Raw genomic sequence first — 18,621 nt, forward strand, 5'->3', positions numbered from 1 at the left:
AGCATCAGGAAATCTATTATCAAATCATTAGTTGATCATATCCCTTATCAAATCATCATGTGCGGAATATTTGGAACCTTAAATTACCAGCTCCAGGTAAATGAGCAAGTCATATTTGAAGGTTTAGCGCATCGCGGACCGGATGAACAGGCTTTCGAAACTATCGACCAGCTGGTGATGTACCATACCCGGCTGGCCATCCAGGACCTTAGTCCGGCGGGCAGACAGCCGATGGAATACAATGGCTTACTGATGGTATTCAACGGAGAGATTTACAATCACCTGGAATTGAGAACAAAACACGGGTTGGAAGCTAGTTCTGGCTCTGATACCAGAACGATCCTGATGATGTTTGAAAAAATGGGTATGAAAATGCTGGAGGAGTTTGACGGGATGTTTGCTTTTGCCTTATATGACCTTAAAAACCGGAAGCTCTTCCTTGCCCGCGACCGTGCAGGAAAAAAGCCGCTGTACCTTTACCAAAAGGGTCAATGCTATATTTTTTCTTCGGAACTTTCCATTTTAGCACGGATTGCAAAGCCAGAAATTGACCATCAGGCACTGGCAGATTATTTATATCTCGGTTATCATTACAGGGCAGCTACCCCCTATTTAAATGTTTCCGAATTAGAGAACGGACATTATCTGGAGATCGATACGCAGCAGCAAACCGCAAAAGATATCCAATGGTTCAATATGGAAGCAGCTTATCAAAAGAGCAGTCGGCTGAACCAGGAAGAAACACTTTCCAGACTGGATGAATTGCTGAATATCGCAGTTGCCCGCCGCCTGCACAGTTCGGACCTCCCTGTTGGTTCTTTTTTAAGCGGAGGTATTGACAGCGGACTGGTTACGGCAATGGCTGCCGGACAGGTCAATCAACTGCATACTTTTACCGTTAAAGTCCCAGGAATTTACGATGAATCGGAACTTGCCGCTCAGGTCGCACAAAAATACGACACCAAACATACCTTGATTGAGCTGGACTTTTCAAACCTTAGAAACGACATAGAAAACATCCTTTCCGCACATGGAGAACCGAATTGTGACAACTCCGCCATCCCTAGTTATTATGTAGCAAAAGCGGCAAAACAGCACCTTAGTGTAGCTTTAAACGGCGATGGTGCCGATGAATTATTTGCTGGTTACCGACGGTATGTCCCTTTTCTACACGTTGACTTTTTTAAGCCCAACAACCTGACCAGCATCAGTGCAAAAATCCTGGCCGGGATTTTACCGGTTGCGAATGAAAAGCAAAGTTATTACACCTATATCTATCGTCTATTAAAATTTGCCAGTTATACCAATATTTTAAAAATCTATTGCTCAGCTTCTTCTGATCTGTTTGTAGGATTTGAAGATCAATTTTTGAAAAACCCTGTCATGAAGACCATCTCATCACATTTAAGGGCTATTAATAAACTTCAGATTAGCCCTTTAAAGAAACTATTACTAATGGACTTTCAGTCTTTATTGTTCAGCAGGCTGCTCCCTAAAATGGACATCGCTACCATGGCACATTCGCTGGAAGGAAGAAGTCCGTTTTTATCCAAAGAACTGCTGGAATTTGCTCCTGGTATTCCTGATTAATTCAAGATCAATCAGGTCACGACCAAATACCTATTACGGGAACTTGCAAGCAAGTATTTACCGAAAACCTTATTGCATCAACCTAAGCGAGGCTTTGAAATTCCCTTGAGAAAATGGGTAGATGAAGAGTTACATGCCATCATCAGGGATTACCTGCTTGCCCCAAAACCACTCTATGAAAAAATCATCAAAAGAAGTTTTGTAGAGGCACTACTGGCTAAGAGAATCCACATCTCAGATGAAAGGAGGGCAAAAATCCTCTTCTGCATTTTCGGTATGGAAGTCTGGTACAGAAAATTAACGCGATCAAATTAAACATCAATGAAAGTATTAGTAACCGGCAGCGCCGGATTTATAGGATTCCACCTCACGCTGGCTTTATTACTGCGTGGAGATGAAGTGATTGGAATTGATAACATCAACGACTATTATGAGGTCAGTTTGAAATATGCAAGACTGGCAGAAACAGGAATTTCGAAAGAAAGTATTGTTTATGGTGCTCCAACCCGCAGCAGCAGGCATGCTCAATATACGTTCATAAAATTAGCACTCAATGATCGCCGGCGAATGGAATTACTATTTGCCGGGCAAACCTTCGATGCGGTCTGTCATTTAGCTGCTCAGGCTGGGGTAAGGTACAGTTTAACAAATCCTCAGGCTTATATAGACTCCAACATCTATGGCTTTATGAACATCCTGGAAGGTTGTCGGAAATACCAGATCAAACACCTGGTTTATGCCAGCTCTTCCAGCGTTTACGGGCTCAATAAAGAACTGCCTTTCTCTACCACACAGGCAGCAGACCGGCCTGCATCTTTGTATGCCGCGACCAAAAAAAGCAATGAGCTGATGGCCCATGCCTATAGTCATCTGTTTGGTATTCCAACCACCGGACTGCGCTTTTTCACGGTTTACGGTCCCTGGGGAAGACCAGATATGGCACTTTTTCTTTTCACCAGGGCTATTGAAAAAAGAGAGGCTTTGAAAGTTTTTAATTATGGGCTGATGAAAAGAGATTTCACTTATATCGATGACATTATTTCGAGGATACTGCCATTGCTGGATAGCCCCAGCGCCACTGACCCCTACCGCATTCTCAATATAGGAAGGGGAAAGCCAATTTCCCTGTTTGATTTTATCACTGAGATCGAAAAAAATCTGGGCAAGAAAGCGATTCATCAACACCTCCCAATGCAGGACGGCGATGTGCTGGAAACCTGGGCCGATGTGACACAACTGGAGCTTATATGCGGCCGGCATCCCTGGGTATCCACTGAAGAAGGGGTGAGAAAATTTATAGAATGGTATAAAACTTACTAAATCCAACCTGGCATGTACACCTTATTACTCTCCTTACTGGTCCTCTCCTACACTGCTAATTTTGGAGGTACAGGATTGAAAAAAAGCGCCTTTATGGGTTTGGCCCAGCAGCAGATCATTGGTTTTGCCGGAATGGAAGGCGGCACTACCGGGGGCGGAAAAGGCCTGGAAATTGAAGTCAAAACGCTGGCAGCCTTAAAAGCAGCAGCGGCAGCGGAACAACCACTGATCATTCACTTTTCAGGGCAGCTCAAAGGAACAGGTTTTATCCGCGTCAAATCCAACAAAACGATGATTGGCAGCAGCGGTTCCTATTTAGAAGGCATCGGTTTGCTCATTTATGGAGATCACAATGTGATCATTAGAAATATGACGATACGCAAAGTTGTACAATACTCCAACATTGTAATTAAAGAAGGTGCTCACCATGTTTGGATAGACCATTGCAGTTTATCATCTGATCGGGACCATGGCTGGTCGCATTACGACGGATTGCTGGATGTGGGTAACCAGGCCGATTATGTGACCTTATCCTGGAACAAACTACACGATAACCACAAAGCAATGCTGATTGGTTTTGGGGATGAAAACACTGATGATTTTGGACGTTTAAGAGTGACCGTCTATAAAAATTACTTCTACAACATTTCAGAACGGCAGCCGGGGGTAAGATTTGGACAAGTGCATGTTTTCAATAATTACCTGAAAGATGGCAGCGGTTATGGCATTGGCTCCACCATGGAAGCCACGGTAAGAACAGACCATAATTACTTTGAAAACATCGTTCATCCTATCAGGACAAATTTCAACAGCAAGCCTGGCTTTTTGGTGGCTGCTTCCGGAAATTTCTATAAAAACTGCGGCAAAAACATCATCACTACCGGAGTTTGTATCTGGAATGCCCCTTATTCTTATCGGCAGGAATTGCTGCCCGTTTCGGAAGTCCCGCAGACTATACTTCGTGGTGCAGGGGCTAAATAACCTATAGCCAGATCTCAAAATACGCGCTTACCTGATTTAAGGTCAAGGAATAAATATGGAACATAAAAGAAAAAAGATCCTGATCATTTGCGATGCTTCAGATACTTTACTGAATTTCCGTGGTCAGCTGATGGCTGCTTTGCTGATTCATAATGACCTGACCGTATTTTGCCCTGCTATTAAACGGAAAGAGATCAGGGATGCACTCTCAGATATGGGCGTCCTCATTGAAGAAAATGATTTAAAATCTAGCAAGATCGCCCTCCTATCTGATTTAAAATACCTGCGCAGTCTTTATCGTCTGATCAAGCGCACACATCCGGATTTAGTTTTCCCTTATGCATTCAAACCTGTCATTTATGGAACACTGGTGGCCAGATATTGCGGGATTAAAAGGATAACTCCTATGCTGACTGGCCTCGGTTACAATTTCAGCGATGCAAATCCCCGCAGAAAATGGTGGAGTATCATCACGAGAAATCTGCTGAAAATCGCCTTATGGCCTCATCCTTCTTTAAGGGTCATCTTTCAGAATAAGGATGATTTAAAACTGCTGATGCACAAAAAGATCATTAGAAAAAGCGCATCGGCTTATGTAGTGAATGGCTCTGGCGTAGACCTACAGCATTACCGTTACAGTGTACCGGTGCAGGAGCCCATGAATTTCCTGATGATTTCCAGATTGATCAATGCAAAAGGCGTCCGCGAATATTATGAAGCGGCAAAGCGTATGAGGGCAATATTTCCAGAAGCGCGGTTTAAACTGATCGGCCCGGATGAAGACAATGTTGATTCCATCGACCGGGCACTTTATCAGGAAATTAAATCCTGCAGAATCATTGAATATTATGGGGCAGTAAATGATGTCCGCCCCTATATCAGAAATGCAGGCGTAGTGGTATTGCCCTCCTATTATGGCGAGGGTGTCCCAAGGTCCCTGCTGGAGGCGATGGCAATGGGCAGGGCCATTATTACCTGCGATACTACGGGTTGTAAAGAAACGGTTAGCCATGGCCATCACTCATCCAGGGCGTTTTCCAATGGGATTTTAATTCCGATCCGTGATACTAATGCTTTGGTTACCGCAATGACTTATTTTATGAAACATACACAAGACATCATTCAATTTGGCTGGAATGGCCGGGCACTCGCAGCAGAGAAATTCGATGTGCATCAGGTCAATGCCAGAATGCTCCATATTCTTCAGGACGCTTAAATCAACCGAACCATGACTTATCAATTGATCACCATCCGTCAGCATTTTGAATGGGTGTCTCTGGTACAACGTTCCTTACACCATGATTTTTACCATACCTGGCATTATCATTCGCTAAATACAGACACTGAGCCCCTACTTTTCGTTTATCAGCAAGGCGATATTTTCATTGCCATCCCATTACTCAAAAGAAAAATTGAGAACAGTGATTTATACGACCTGACTTCCGTTTATGGTTATACTGGGCCGATTTCCAACCAATGCATGGATCTGCTAGATGACCAGACACTGGAAAACTTTAAGGAAGCTTTTCTGGATTTCATGAAAACTTCGTCTTGTGTTTGTGTCTTTTGCAGGCTCCATCCTTTTCTGCGGCAAGAACGGCTGCTGGAACGGATTGTAGGGATACGTGCAAATGGCCAGACAGTGGTCATTGATCTTCGGCTTTCTATTGAGGCACAGCGACTAAATTATGAACGTAGGCTGGCCAGAAAGATCAGACAACTGAGAACACTGAATTTTGAAATCCGGGAGGCGGACTCTTCAGAAGACATCAAAGCTTTTTCTGCGATGTATCTGGAGAACATGAAGAGAAATGGGGCCAATGAGCGCTATTTATACCAGGAGCCTTATTTCAGAAAACTATTGAATACCCAGGAAGACAATTGCAAATTGATCCTGGTTTATGACCAGGGAAAGCCCATTTGCGGCAACATCATCACTTATACAAAATACTTCATTAGAAATCATTTATCAGCCACAGCAAATGCTTATATCTCTCTTTCCCCCAGCAAATTGATCATCGATGAAATCAGTCTGTTGGCACGTGAACGGGGTATCCGCTATTACCATTTAGGAGGTGGTTTAAGCGGCCAGGCGGACTCTTTATTTCAATTCAAATCTGCATTTTCTAACCTGGTAATGGACGATAAAACCTGGCGTTTCATCGCCGATCCGCTGAACTATCGAGCTTTAGTGGAAGCCAGATCTAAAGATAAACCAAGTCCATTTTTTCCACTTTACCGAGATGAAAGATGAAAAATAATTATACCTATAAATTCGAAAACACGAAAGAATTTGAGACCGCTATGGACAAGTATGGCTGGTTGATTTATGACGAAGTTGTTCCACTTGCCTTTATAGAAGAGATCAATGCCGACCTGGAAGCAGCTTATCGCTTAAGAAGAACTATTCAAAAGAAAAATGGCATTGAAGAAGATATGAAAGGCACCCTTCACCATTTACTGGAGCCAGGTAATTTCGGATTTGAATTGCTCAGTCAGCTGTATTGTGACGCTCAAATCAGGCATTTTCTTAAAGGAAATTATATCCTTAATGGCATCAACGGAGTGATCAATTTACACCATGCCCATCCCTATGTGCAAAAGGTGCATCGCGACATGAGGAGTTTTACAGGTTCGCTGAAGCTGATGATCCAGATGATCGTTTTACTGGATGATTTTACGCTGGACAATGGGGCTACGTTTTTCTTATCAGGTTCTCATAAAACAGACACTAAACCCAATGAATTGAAATTCTTTGGAAAAGCAGACCGTGCAGTTGCGAAAAAGGGCAGCATCATCCTATTCGATTCCCTGATATGGCATGCCGCAGGAAAAAACTACACGGATATACCAAGGCGGGCATTGACGCTCAGTTTTACCGTTCCTTATTTCAAGCAGCAGCTAGATTACCCGCGATTTCTAGGTTATGAAGCCGGAGAAAACTTTTCCGAAGAAATGAGACAGATCATCGGCTATAATGCCAGGGTTCCTGCCAATCTCTATGAGTATTACCAACTTCCGAATCGTCGGATGTACCAACCAGGACAAGGCTAATTTTCAATCAAAAAGAAGAAAGAAAAAGAATATGTATACAGAAGGAAAAACCATCGGCGGTTATCTAGAACTGCAACTCCCTGAGGGCAAACCACACTACCCTTTATTCATTCCCTTAAACACAGGCAGAAATGCCTTTGAATATCTTCTGCGGATCAAAAAATACGATTTGGTGTACTTACCTTTTTTCAGTTGTGAGGTATTGATGGAACCTTTGCAGCGGTTAAGAATCCCCTATCGGTTTTACCATATTGACGAGCAGCTGAATCCTATTTTAGATTTTGAACGGGAGGCAAACTCCTGTTTAATGTATCCAAATTACTTCGGAATCAAGACAGATACCGTCCGCAGTTTAGCTGCTCAGGAAGAAAACCTGATCATAGACAATGCGCAGGCATTTTTCCAGGAGCCTATAGCGGGACTGGATACTTTTTACTCCTGCAGGAAGTTTTTTGGCGTTCCCGATGGCGCTTATCTGTACACGGAAAGCAATACGCGGCTTTCCCTGGAAAGCGACATTTCTGCTTACCGCTGTTCTCATTTGATCAAGAGTATTGACTTAAGTATAGAGATCGGTTATCATGATTATTTGAAAAACAATATTGCACTTGGGAATAGCGCGATCAAGAAAATGTCGGTCCTGAGCCGGCGCATGTTACGTGGGATTGATTATGAAGCATGCCGCAGGGCCAGAAATGAAAACTTCCAGCATTTACACGCTGCTTTTTCAGAGATCAATGAACTGACTATAGCCTTGAAAGACATAGATGGCCCAATGGTTTATCCTTTACTCCTTTCTAAAAAAGGACTGCGGGCTGACCTCATTGCAAAGAAGATTTTTGTAGCCAGTTACTGGCCAAATGTACTGGAATGTACCACTGAAGAGATGTTTGAACATTACCTGGCCACAAACCTGATTGCCTTACCTATAGACCACCGTTATTCCCTTAAAGAAATGGATCATCTCATTCAAATCATCAGTCTGCTATGAAAAGATTAATTAAGTTATTTGAAAAAGAAAATTGGAAGTATTATGTAGGAAATTCCTTACAGCACGACTTTTACCATACCTGGCATTACCATTCGCTGGATGTGGTTGGTGAACCTTTGCTTTTCGTTTATGAGGAAGCAGACAATTACCTTGCTTTTCCACTGATCAAAAGAAAAATTCCGGGTTCTAAATATTTCGATCTGACTTCTGTTTATGGTTATACGGGTCCGATTTCCAATCAGAAATTCAGCGAGCTGGGCAGCGATTTTCTGGAAAACTTCAGTTTGTCTTTTCTGGAATTTTTGGAAGAAGATAAGATTGTGTCCGTATTTTCCAGGCTACATCCATTTTTCGACCAAAGGTTAGCCTTATCAAGATTAGGAGGAATTCATTCTAATGGAAAAACGGTAGCGATAGACCTGACTGTAACTATTGAGGAGCAGCGTAAAAAATACCATCGGAGTTTGCGGGGAAAAATCAATCAGCTGAAACGAAAAGGCTATGAAGTCAGGGAGTCCGCTGAGCTGGAAGATCTGGATATATTTGCCAATATCTATACAGAAAACATGAAAAGGATTGGCGCCACAGACAGCTACCTTTTTCCGGGATCTTACTTCAGGGCGCTCTATAATTCAGATGAATTAAACAGCAAATTACTGCTGGTTTACCTGAACAACCAAGCGGTATCCGGCGCTTATATTGTGTGCACGAATGACATCATACAAGCCCATCTGTTAGGCACACTTACGGAGTACTTACCAGATTCTCCAGCCAAGCTGCTCACAGATGAGATCACGCTGATTGGGCGAAAAATGGGGGCTCATTATTTTCATCTTGGCGGCGGATTGAACTTCAAAAAAGACTCTCTTTTCGAGTGGAAAGCCTGCTTTTCAGACCTGATTCTTGATTTCAGCAGCTGGAGATATATTGCCAATCCCAAAGTTTATGATGCACTGCTGAAAATGCAGAAAATCAACCCTGAAACCGACATTGACTTTTTTCCTTTATACCGCTACAAACCTTCTTAAACCGCAATACATGACCTCTATATTTCAGGAAAAGATTTATTCCAGATGGCTGATTCTCCTCATTGATCAGTTTATTGTGTTATGGTCGATTGCCATATCCCTGCTCTTGCTTCAACAGCTTTCTGCGGTAGCTGAATGGGGTATCGTAGAACTCTGGTCACTGTTTTTATACCACCTGGTTTCGGTCATTGTTTTTATGATCCTGGAGATCCATACCGGCATCATCAGGTATTCCAATACGAAGGATATGGTCAGGATATTTATGGCAGTATTCTTAAGCAGTGTAATTTTTGGACTAATGAGCAGGTTAATCCTGATCTCTGATTTCAATCTGCAATTGCAGTGGTTTTATAAGGTTCTGGTAGTTAACTTTTTCATTTCTTCTTCATTGCTGAGCTTATTTAGGGTGGCGATTAAGAGTTTGTTTACTTTTTTCAAGACGCTGAAAGAGGGATACCGTGGAGAGCGTTTATTGATTTATGGTTCCGACAGTGCCGCAATTTTACTCAAACAGGCCCTGGAAGGATCCGAAGAAAATGGAGTTCGGGTAATTGGTTTTGTAGATGACCACCCAGATACAGTGAATAAATTTATCGAACAAAGGAAAGTTTATCATTCTTCTGTGCTGCCGTCCTTATTGCAGCAGCATGGTATTGAAAAGATAGTGATCGGTCATGAAGCTTTGTTTCAGGGCGGCAAAAAGAAAGTAATTGAAAAGTGTGTTGAACTAGGAATAAAAGTAATGATTGTACCTCCTTCCAATCAATGGTTATATGGGAAATTACAAGTTCAGCAGCTCCAGGACTTAAAGATTGAGGATCTGCTCCAGCGGAAACCTATCCTTTTAGAGCAGCAGAACATTTATGAGCAGCTAGGGGGCAAGAAAGTATTGGTTACCGGTGCCGCGGGTTCTATTGGATCAGAATTAGTGCGGCAATTGCTTCAATATAACCCGGAGTACCTGGTCGCCTGTGATCAGGCTGAGAGCCCGCTACATGAATTACAGCTGGAAATGGAGTCACATGCTAAAGGAGGGCTAGTCAAAATATTCCTGGGCAGCATACGAAATCCAGTAAGAATGAAGATGCTGTTTGAGCAGTACCGACCGGATATCGTTTTCCATGCGGCAGCGTATAAACATGTACCTATGATGGAAAATCATGCGGAAGAGGCGATTTTAACCAATATTTATGGCACCAAAAACATCGCTGATCTTTCTATCAGCTATGGTATTGAAAAGTTTGTGATGGTTTCTACAGATAAGGCGGTAAAGCCTGGTAACATCATGGGCGCTTCCAAACGGATTGCAGAAATATATATACAGTCGCTGCAGGAAGTGTCTGGCCAGACTAAATTCATCACCACGCGTTTTGGAAATGTACTCGGTTCCAATGGTTCAGTTATTCCTAGGTTTAAAGCTCAGATTAACGCTGGGGGCCCGGTAACAGTAACCCATCCGGACATTACGAGGTATTTCATGACCATTCCTGAGTCGGTACAGCTGGTACTTGAAGCTGGGGCGATGGGTAATGGTGCGGAGATATTTTTATTTGAGATGGGACCACCTATAAAAATTGCTGACCTGGCAGTTCAAATGATTAAGCTGGCAGGGCTTGTTCCCGAGAAAGACATTAAAATTATTTATAGTGGTTTACGTCCGGGAGAAAAGTTACACGAAGAATTATTAAATCAGGAAGAACACACTATTCCTACCCATCATCCGAAAATAAAAAGAGCTAAAACTATCCGGTACAGTCATTCATTTATTGCGAATGCGATCCTGGAAATATTAGATTTAAACCAGCTAAATGACCCTTATGATACCATTAAAAAACTTAAAGCGATCCTTCCGGAATTCAGGAGCAATAACTCTATATATGAGAATTTAGATGGTTTTTAAATAAAATCACTATAAATTTGATTAATTATTTGATCAAAAATTTAATTTGTTTTGAAATTAGCAATTATTTTTATTACCTTCCTGTAAGATTCGTCCCAACTGGTCTTATGTTTGAATAATAGTTCTGCTGATTTCTAATTCACCCAAACTATTATCTTATGATTATAAACAACGATGGTCTAATTGAGCGTATCGTACGCAATAAGATTAGCATTTCTGAGCTTTCACGTATTTTAGATGTAAGCAGAACCTCCATTTACAATTGGTTTCAACAGCCCCAGCTGAGTTTGGATATTGTATGTAAGATTGGTTATGCTATAGATTATGATTTCGGCAATGACTTCCCTGATGCTTTTGCAAAGGCTGGCGACAGAATCATGGCAAATTTAGTGAAGGAAAAGATGAATGATGCGCAGTATTATACCAATTCTGTCCAGTATTGGATGAACAAATACATCACTTTACTGGAAAAACACAACGAATTGCTGAACACGATGAACAACAATCCGGTAACTCCGCCTAATCTTCCGGGAGCAATGCTGGGAGGGAACAGGAATACCAGGTTACATTACCCGATGCCAGGTCATTAATTTAAAACACCCTTGGGCAGATAAACGACCTAGGGGCTTTTCCAAAGGCCAAGCCCATGGTGATTTCATGGGAGCCATTTTGGCTGCTGCCCAATGCACTGGTGACCTGATCATAAGAATACCCGATCCTGAAGCGTTCGTTAACAAAAAACTGAATGATACCAGAGACAGAATTTTCTTTGCTCAATGACGCGGCGGATGTCTGCTTTTTCCAGAGATTAAATCCGGTTCGGATGGATCCACCTATCCAAACTTTATCATTAATGATCAACATAGTGTTAAAGTCGGCACTGGTTGGTCCTCTAAAATCTTCTTTGATCAGCAAGCTTGGTCTGATTCTGAATTCTGGAGAAACATTGATCAAAGCTCCGCCCATCATATAAGCATGCCGGCTGCGAATAATATTTAAAGAAGAAGATTGGTCTCTTCTTTTATCCGGCCCTGAAAAGATATCCAAGGCAGAAAGTCCAAGGTACCAATAGTCCGAATTGTAGAAGATACCTAGACGTAAGTCTGGCACGACATCACTTTGATTGCTAACTGGCACGGCTTCATCTCCGGGCTGAATCGTGTTTAACATCCCTCCTTTTAAACTGTACTGTGCTGCGCCTACACCCAATCCAAAACTTAAGCGCTGTGTATCTTCTCCATTTAATTGTAATCGGAAAGCGTAATTCAGCGTTGCTGAAGTGGAGGACTGCGCACCGATTTTGTCGGTGGTTACCTGGAAACCCACTCCCATTTTACGATCCTGCGGATCTAAGATCCCATCAATTGAGGCGGTCGCTGTCTGCGGTGCGCCCTCCATTCCCAACCATTGTGCCCGCAATCCGAGTTGTACAAACCATTCTTCTTTATACCCGGCATAAGCCGGATTTACACTCAGGCTATTGAATATATACTGAGTAAACTGAATATTTTGCTGCGCATTGGTTTTTCCAATTTGTAAGCAGCAAAGGCCTATTAATACAGTGATCAGTTTTCTAATGTTCATTATCTTTTGATTAAAATCCAGCTTTTACGGAAGGTGACAACTCCTCCTTTTGTCAGTTTGAGTACATAAAAATAAGTTCCGTCATTTAAGCCAGTTCCATCCCATTCATCTTTATAGTTGTTATTTTTATAAACCTGATCACCCCAGCGATTGAAAACAGCCAGGTCAATATATTCATAATTCTCTCTTCCTACAATCTGGAAAGTATCGTTCTTTCCATCTCCATTTGGTGTAAAGGTATTTGGAATTTCCAAATCTGGCGGCACTACATTGATCGTTACCATAGCCACATTAGAAGATATTCCCACCGCATCATGGATCTTATAGCTGAACTTTTCTATACCTGAATATCCTTTTTTTGGCAGGTAAACTATTTTGCCATCTTTATTCATTTGAAGGGTGCCATTTGCAGGTGCCATCTGTACTTCGATGGTACTGACATCCAAAGGGAAAAGACTTGGTTTGTCGTTTTTCGCCACTGCTACCATCACTTCTACATCACTTTTGGTATTTGCAAAATCATCTACTGCAGCAGGATAACGCTTCACATCTATATCAGTAGGAATGTCATTGCTCTCATTTGTACCAGAAACATCTGAAACTTGTTGTCCAACCTCCGTCAGGCCATCGATCCGGGCAGTATTTCTCACGTTCCCATTCAGCTTTTCATCTTCCGTAATGGTATAATTTTCCTGGTGGGTGATGGAAGCATTCGGTGCAAGCGTGGTTCCAGGAAGTGTAATGACCCCAGGAACTTTCGGATCCGATAAGACCAGGTGATGTAAGGTGACGTTTCCAATATTCTTGATGACAAAGGTGTAAGTAATCGTTTTCAAGTCTGTATTTAAGCGTCCCGTTTTTACCAAACTGATGTTAGGATTCTGATCAATAACAACATCAGCGGTAGCGGAAACAACTAATGGATGTTCTGTACTTTGCACTGTAGCCGTATTCTGAATTTTACCGATATTTGCTGTCGGAACCCCGTTTCTATCTAAATCTGATTGGGTAATGATATAGGTTCCAGTATAAATCCAAGATTCTTCTCTTTCCAGAATTCCATTGCCATTATCGCCTGTGAGTCTTAGATTTCCAGCAATTAGCGGATCATTTAAATTCACATTGTGGTGACTTGCATATCCAGTATTTCTAACTGTAATCGTATAATTTATCTGATCTCCGGCTGCAGAAACAGTGTGCTTATCAGCGGTTTTCGTAATTGAAAGACCGATACAAGCCGGAACAGTTATGGTAATTTTAAAAGGAGCTCCATCACAGCCACCGGCTGATCCTCTTGGCGTAATGATATAGGTAACCACCTGCGCTATGGCTGTTGGATTGTAAAGGTCGGCAATGATGGTATTTCCAGCGCCATTTACTGCACCAAGTACCGGAGAGTTCACAGTCCAGCTAAAGGTAGATGGGACTGCGTTTCCACCTTTAGCCGTGTTGTTGATATTGGCTTGCAATGAATAGTTGAATGATGATTGACCACAATTGAGTGGGCTAACAGTGTCGTCAAATCCTTTTGGAACAGGGCTGACCGTCACTGTGGTGGTTGCTGAAACTGCACTGGTACAACCTGCAACATTTGTTACACTAACGGTATAAATACCGATTTCACTGACACTATAGGTTTTTCCTGTAGCCCCAGGAATTAGGACGCCATTTTTATACCATTGGTTTCCGTTGTTTTCTGATGAGCTAAGAATTACTACCCCTCCTTCGCAGAAAGTAGTTTCATTTGATGGGGAAATCTTAGGTTGTTCCGGATACTGAACTTCGGTAACCATAGTTGGTAATGAAACCGGGCTGGCACAGCCGTTTAAGTTTGTAAAGCCTAGTGAGTAATCGCCAGGAGTAGTTGCAGTGTAATTTTTACCCGTAGCCCCAGGGATTAGGATGCCGTTTTTGTACCATTGGTTTCCGCTGTTTTCTGATGAAGTCAGGATGACATTGCCACCTTCACAGAAAACTGCATTGTTGGTTGCGGTGGTGGTTGGGGCAGCAGGAATCGGGTTTACAGTAACAGATATCTGATTAGAAGCAGGACTTTCGCAGGCAATCGAAGTAATTTTTACGCTGTAACGGCCGCTTTCAGTAGCGGTATAAGTTTGCTGGGTGGCCCCTGTGATCAGGTATAGCCCATTGTACCATTGGTAGCTATCTGCTAAGGTGCTGGTCTTTAAGACCACGGCCCCGCCTGCACAGAAAGTGGTCTGGCCTTCTGCAGTAATCACTGCCGCATCCGGGATCGGGTTTACCGTAACTGGTATCGGATTGGAAGCTGGGCTTTCACAAGCACTGGAAGTAATCTTTACGGTATAACTTCCGCTTTCGGTAGCGGTGTAAGTTTGCTGGGTAGCCCCTGTGATCAGGTTTAGCCCATTGTACCATTGGTAACTATCTGCTAAGGTGCTCGTCTTTAAGACCACGGCCCCGCCTGCACAGAAAGTCATCTGGCCTTCTGCAGTAATCACTGCCGCATCTGGAATTGGGTTCACCGTAACTGGTATCGGATTGGAAGCTGGGCTTTCACAAGTACTGGAAGTAATCTTTACGATATAACTTCCGCTTTCGGTAGCGGTGTAAGTTTGCTGGGTAGCCCCTGTGATCAGGTTTAGCCCATTGTACCATTGGTAGCTATCTGCTAAGGTACTGGTCTTTAAGACCACGATGCCACCTGCACAGAAAGTCGTCTGGCCTTCTGCAGTAATCACGGCCGCATCTGGAATTGGGTTCACCGTAACTGGTATCGGATTGGAAGCAGGGCTTTCACAAGCAATCGAAGTAATTTTTACGCTGTAACTGCCGCTTTCGGTAGCGGTATAAGTTTGCTGGGTGGCCCCTGTGATCAGGTTTAGCCCATTGTACCATTGGTAGCTATCTGCTAAGGTGCTCGTCTTTAAGACCACGGCCCCGCCTGCACAGAAAGTCGTCTGGCCTTCTGCAGTAATCACCACGGCATCCGGAATCGGGTTTACCGTAACTGGTATCGGATTGGAAGCAGGGCTCTCACAAGCACTGGAAGTAATTTTTACGCTGTAACTGCCGCTTTCGGTAGCGGTATAAGTTTGCTGGGTGGCCCCTGTGATCAGGTTTAGCCCATTGTACCATTGGTAGCTATCTGCTAAGGTGCTGGTCTTTAAGACCACGGCGCCACCTGCACAGAAAGTCGTCTGGCCTTCTGCAGTAATCACGGCCGCATCTGGAATTGGGTTTACGACAACCTCCAAGACATTGGAAGCTGGACTTTCACAGGCAATCGAAGTAATTTTTACGCTGTAACTGCCACTTTCAGTAGCGGTATAAGTTTGTTGGGTGGCCCCTGTGATCAGGTTTAGCCCATTGTACCATTGGTAGCTATCTGCTAAGGTGCTCGTCTTTAAGACCACGGCCCCGCCTGCACAGAAAGTCGTCTGGCCTTCTGCAGTAATCACCACGGCATCCGGAATCGGGTTTACCGTAACTGGTATCGGATTAGAAGCTGGACTTTCACAGGCAATCGAAGTAATTTTTACGCTGTAGCTGCCGCTTTCTGTAGCGGTATAAGTTTGCTGGGTAGCCCCTGTAATCAGGTTTAGCCCATTGTACCATTGGTAGCTATCCGCTAAAGTTGTCGTCTTTAAAACTACGGCTCCACCTGCACAGAAAGTGGTCTGGCCTTCTGCAGTAATCTCCACGGCATCCGGGATCGGGTTTACCGTAACTGGTATCGGATTGGAAGCAGGGCTCTCACAAGCACTGGAAGTAATTTTTACGCTGTAGCTGCCGCTTTCTGTAGCGGTGTAAGTTTGCTGGGTAGCCCCTGTAATCAGGTTTAGCCCATTGTACCATTGGTAGCTATCCGCTAAAGTTGTCGTCTTTAAAACTACGGCTCCACCTGCACAGAAAGTGGTCTGGCCTTCTGCAGTAATCTCCACGGCATCCGGGATCGGGTTTACCGTAACTGGTATCGGATTGGAAGCAGGGCTCTCACAAGCACTGGAAGTAATTTTTACGCTGTAGCTGCCGCTTTCCGTAGCGGTATAAGTTTGCTGGGTAGCCCCTGTGATCAGGTTTAGCCCATTGTACCATTGGTAGCTATCCGCTAAAGTTGTCGTCTTTAAAACTACGGCTTCACCTGCACAGAAAGTGGTCTGGCCTTCTGCAGTAATCTCCACGGCATCCGGGATCGGGTTTACCGTAACTGGTATCGGATTGGAAGCAGGGCTCTCACAAGCACTGGAAGTAATTTTTACGCTGTAGCTGCCGCTTTCTGTAGCGGTGTAAGTTTGCTGGGTAGCCCCTGTGATCAGGTTTAGCCCATTGTACCATTGGTAGCTATCCGCTAAAGTTGTCGTCTTTAAGACCACAGCCACGCCTGCACAGAAAGTCGTCTGGCCTTCTGCGGTAATCACGGCCGCATCTGGAATAGGGTTTACGACAACCTCCAAGACATTGGAAGCTGGACTTTCACAAGCAATCGAAGTAATTTTTACGCTGTAACGGCCGCTTTCTGTAGCGTTATAAGTTTGCTGGGTGGCCCCTGTGATCAGGTGTAGCCCATTGTACCATTGGTAGCTATCTGCTAAGGTGCTCGTCTTTAAGACCACGGCGCCACCTGCACAGAAAGTGGTCTGGCCTTCTGCAGTAATCACGGCCGCATCTGGAATAGGGTTTACGACAACCTCCAAGACATTGGAAGCTGGACTTTCACAAGCAATCGAAGTAATTTTTACGCTGTAACTGCCGCTTTCTGTAGCGGTATAAGTTTGCTGGGTAGCCCCTGTGATCAGGTGTAGCCCATTGTACCATTGGTAGCTATCTGCTAAGGTGCTCGTCTTTAAGACCACGGCCCCTCCTGCACAGAAAGTCGTCTGGCCTTCTGCGGTAATCACGGCCGCATCTGGAATAGGGTTTACGACAACCTCCAAGACATTGGAAGCAGGGCTTTCACAGGCAATCGAAGTAATTTTTACGCTGTAACGGCCGCTTTCGGTAGCGGTATAAGTTTGCTGGGTGGCCCCTGTGATCAGGTGTAGCCCATTGTACCATTGGTAACTATCTGCTAAGGTGCTCGCCTTTAAGACCACAGCCACGCCTGCACAGAAAGTCGTCTGGCCTTCTGCGGTAATCACGGCCGCATCCGGGATCGAGTTTACGACAACCTCCAAGACATTAGAAGCTGGACTTTCGCAGGCAATCGAAGTAATTTTTACGCTGTAACTGCCGCTTTCTGTAGCGTTATAAGTTTGCTGGGTGGCCCCTGTGATCAGGTTTAGCCCATTGTACCATTGGTAGCTATCTGCTAAGGTGCTGGTCTTTAAGACCACAGCCCCGCCTGCACAGAAAGTGGTCTGGCCTTCTGCAGTAATCTCCACGGCATCCGGGATCGGGTTTACCGTAACTGGTATCGGATTGGAAGCAGGGCTCTCACAAGCACTGGAAGTAATTTTTACGCTGTAGCTGCCGCTTTCCGTAGCGGTATAAGTTTGCTGGGTGGCCCCTGTAATCAGGTTTAGCCCATTGTACCATTGGTAGCTATCTGCTAAGGTGCTCGTCTTTAAGACCACGGCCCCGCCTGCACAGAAAGTGGTCTGGCCTTCTGCAGTAATCTCCACGGCATCCGGGATCGGGTTTACCGTAACTGGTATCGGATTGGAAGCAGGGCTCTCACAAGCACTGGAAGTAATTTTTACGCTGTAGCTGCCGCTTTCTGTAGCGGTATAAGTTTGCTGGGTAGCCCCTGTGATCAGGTTTAGCCCATTGTACCATTGGTAGCTATCTGCTAAGGTGCTGGTCTTTAAGACCACAGCCCCGCCTGCACAGAAAGTCGTCTGGCCTTCTGCGGTAATCACGGCCGCATCTGGAATAGGGTTTACGACAACCTCCAAGACATTGGAAGCAGGGCTTTCACAGGCAATCGAAGTAATTTTTACGCTGTAACGGCCGCTTTCAGTAGCGGTATAAGTTTGCTGGGTGGCCCCTGTGATCAGGTGTAGCCCATTGTACCATTGGTAGCTATCTGCGAAGGTGCTGGTCTTTAAGACCACGGCCCCGCCTGCACAGAAAGTGGTCTGGCCTTCTGCGGTAATCACGGCCGCATCTGGAATAGGGTTTACGACAACCTCCAAGACATTGGAAGCAGGGCTTTCACAGGCAATCGAAGTAATTTTTACGCTGTAACGGCC

11 protein-coding genes and 1 pseudogene are annotated in these 18,621 nt (G+C 44.1%); 10 read left to right on the forward strand and 2 right to left on the reverse strand.

Going from position 1 to position 18,621, the window contains the following annotated elements; genetic code table 11:
* Positions 1–57: 57 nt before the first annotated feature.
* The 10 genes and pseudogenes from asnB (at position 58) to K7X70_RS11150 (ending at position 11,454) form a co-directional block, all read left to right on the forward strand.
* Positions 58–1,905 (forward strand): annotated as a pseudogene (asnB, locus tag K7X70_RS11105) (asparagine synthase (glutamine-hydrolyzing)).
* 6 nt (positions 1,906–1,911) lie between these two features.
* The gene (locus tag K7X70_RS11110; protein ID WP_222537127.1) at positions 1,912–2,910 is read left to right on the forward strand and encodes an NAD-dependent epimerase/dehydratase family protein; all 999 of its coding nucleotides are present in this window, start codon (positions 1,912–1,914) and stop codon (positions 2,908–2,910) included.
* A 12-nt stretch (positions 2,911–2,922) separates the two neighbouring features.
* Positions 2,923–3,891: a pectate lyase family protein gene (locus K7X70_RS11115; protein WP_222537128.1), complete on the forward strand. Its 969-nt coding sequence runs from the start codon at positions 2,923–2,925 to the stop codon at positions 3,889–3,891.
* 55 nt (positions 3,892–3,946) lie between these two features.
* Complete coding sequence (locus K7X70_RS11120; protein WP_222537129.1) at positions 3,947–5,107, forward strand: glycosyltransferase family 4 protein; 1,161 nt, start codon at positions 3,947–3,949, stop codon at positions 5,105–5,107.
* A 12-nt stretch (positions 5,108–5,119) separates the two neighbouring features.
* Positions 5,120–6,145: a GNAT family N-acetyltransferase gene (locus K7X70_RS11125; protein WP_222537130.1), complete on the forward strand. Its 1,026-nt coding sequence runs from the start codon at positions 5,120–5,122 to the stop codon at positions 6,143–6,145.
* Complete coding sequence (locus K7X70_RS11130) at positions 6,142–6,945, forward strand: phytanoyl-CoA dioxygenase family protein (RefSeq protein WP_222537131.1); 804 nt, start codon at positions 6,142–6,144, stop codon at positions 6,943–6,945. Before K7X70_RS11125 ends, K7X70_RS11130 begins: the two co-directional genes overlap by 4 nt.
* Entirely contained in the window at positions 6,893–7,936 is a 1,044-nt protein-coding gene (locus K7X70_RS11135; protein WP_255607086.1) for a hypothetical protein, read from the forward strand. The genes K7X70_RS11130 and K7X70_RS11135 overlap by 53 nt, the downstream gene beginning before the upstream one ends.
* Entirely contained in the window at positions 7,933–8,964 is a 1,032-nt protein-coding gene (locus K7X70_RS11140; RefSeq protein WP_222537132.1) for a GNAT family N-acetyltransferase, read from the forward strand. The genes K7X70_RS11135 and K7X70_RS11140 overlap by 4 nt, the downstream gene beginning before the upstream one ends.
* A 10-nt stretch (positions 8,965–8,974) precedes the next feature.
* On the forward strand, positions 8,975–10,864 hold the full coding sequence (locus K7X70_RS11145) for a polysaccharide biosynthesis protein (RefSeq protein ID WP_222537133.1): 1,890 nt from the start codon (positions 8,975–8,977) through the stop codon (positions 10,862–10,864).
* Positions 10,865–11,022: 158 nt separating this feature from the next.
* Positions 11,023–11,454 (forward strand): hypothetical protein, encoded by a 432-nt coding sequence (locus K7X70_RS11150; protein WP_222537134.1) that lies wholly within the window; start codon positions 11,023–11,025, stop codon positions 11,452–11,454.
* A gap of 1 nt (position 11,455) precedes the next feature.
* On the opposite strand, the gene K7X70_RS11155 is transcribed toward K7X70_RS11150, so the two are convergent.
* Positions 11,456–12,448, reverse strand: a complete 993-nt coding sequence (locus K7X70_RS11155; protein WP_222537135.1) for a PorP/SprF family type IX secretion system membrane protein — start codon at positions 12,446–12,448, stop codon at positions 11,456–11,458.
* Positions 12,448–18,564 carry an Ig-like domain-containing protein gene (locus K7X70_RS11160; protein ID WP_222537136.1) on the reverse strand — a complete coding sequence of 2,039 codons (6,117 nt, stop codon included), beginning with the start codon at positions 18,562–18,564 and terminating at the stop codon, positions 12,448–12,450. Before K7X70_RS11160 ends, K7X70_RS11155 begins: the two co-directional genes overlap by 1 nt.
* Positions 18,565–18,621: the final 57 nt, after the last annotated feature.

Source organism: Pedobacter polysacchareus (assembly GCF_019802255.1).
Lineage (GTDB): Bacteria > Bacteroidota > Bacteroidia > Sphingobacteriales > Sphingobacteriaceae > Pedobacter > Pedobacter polysacchareus.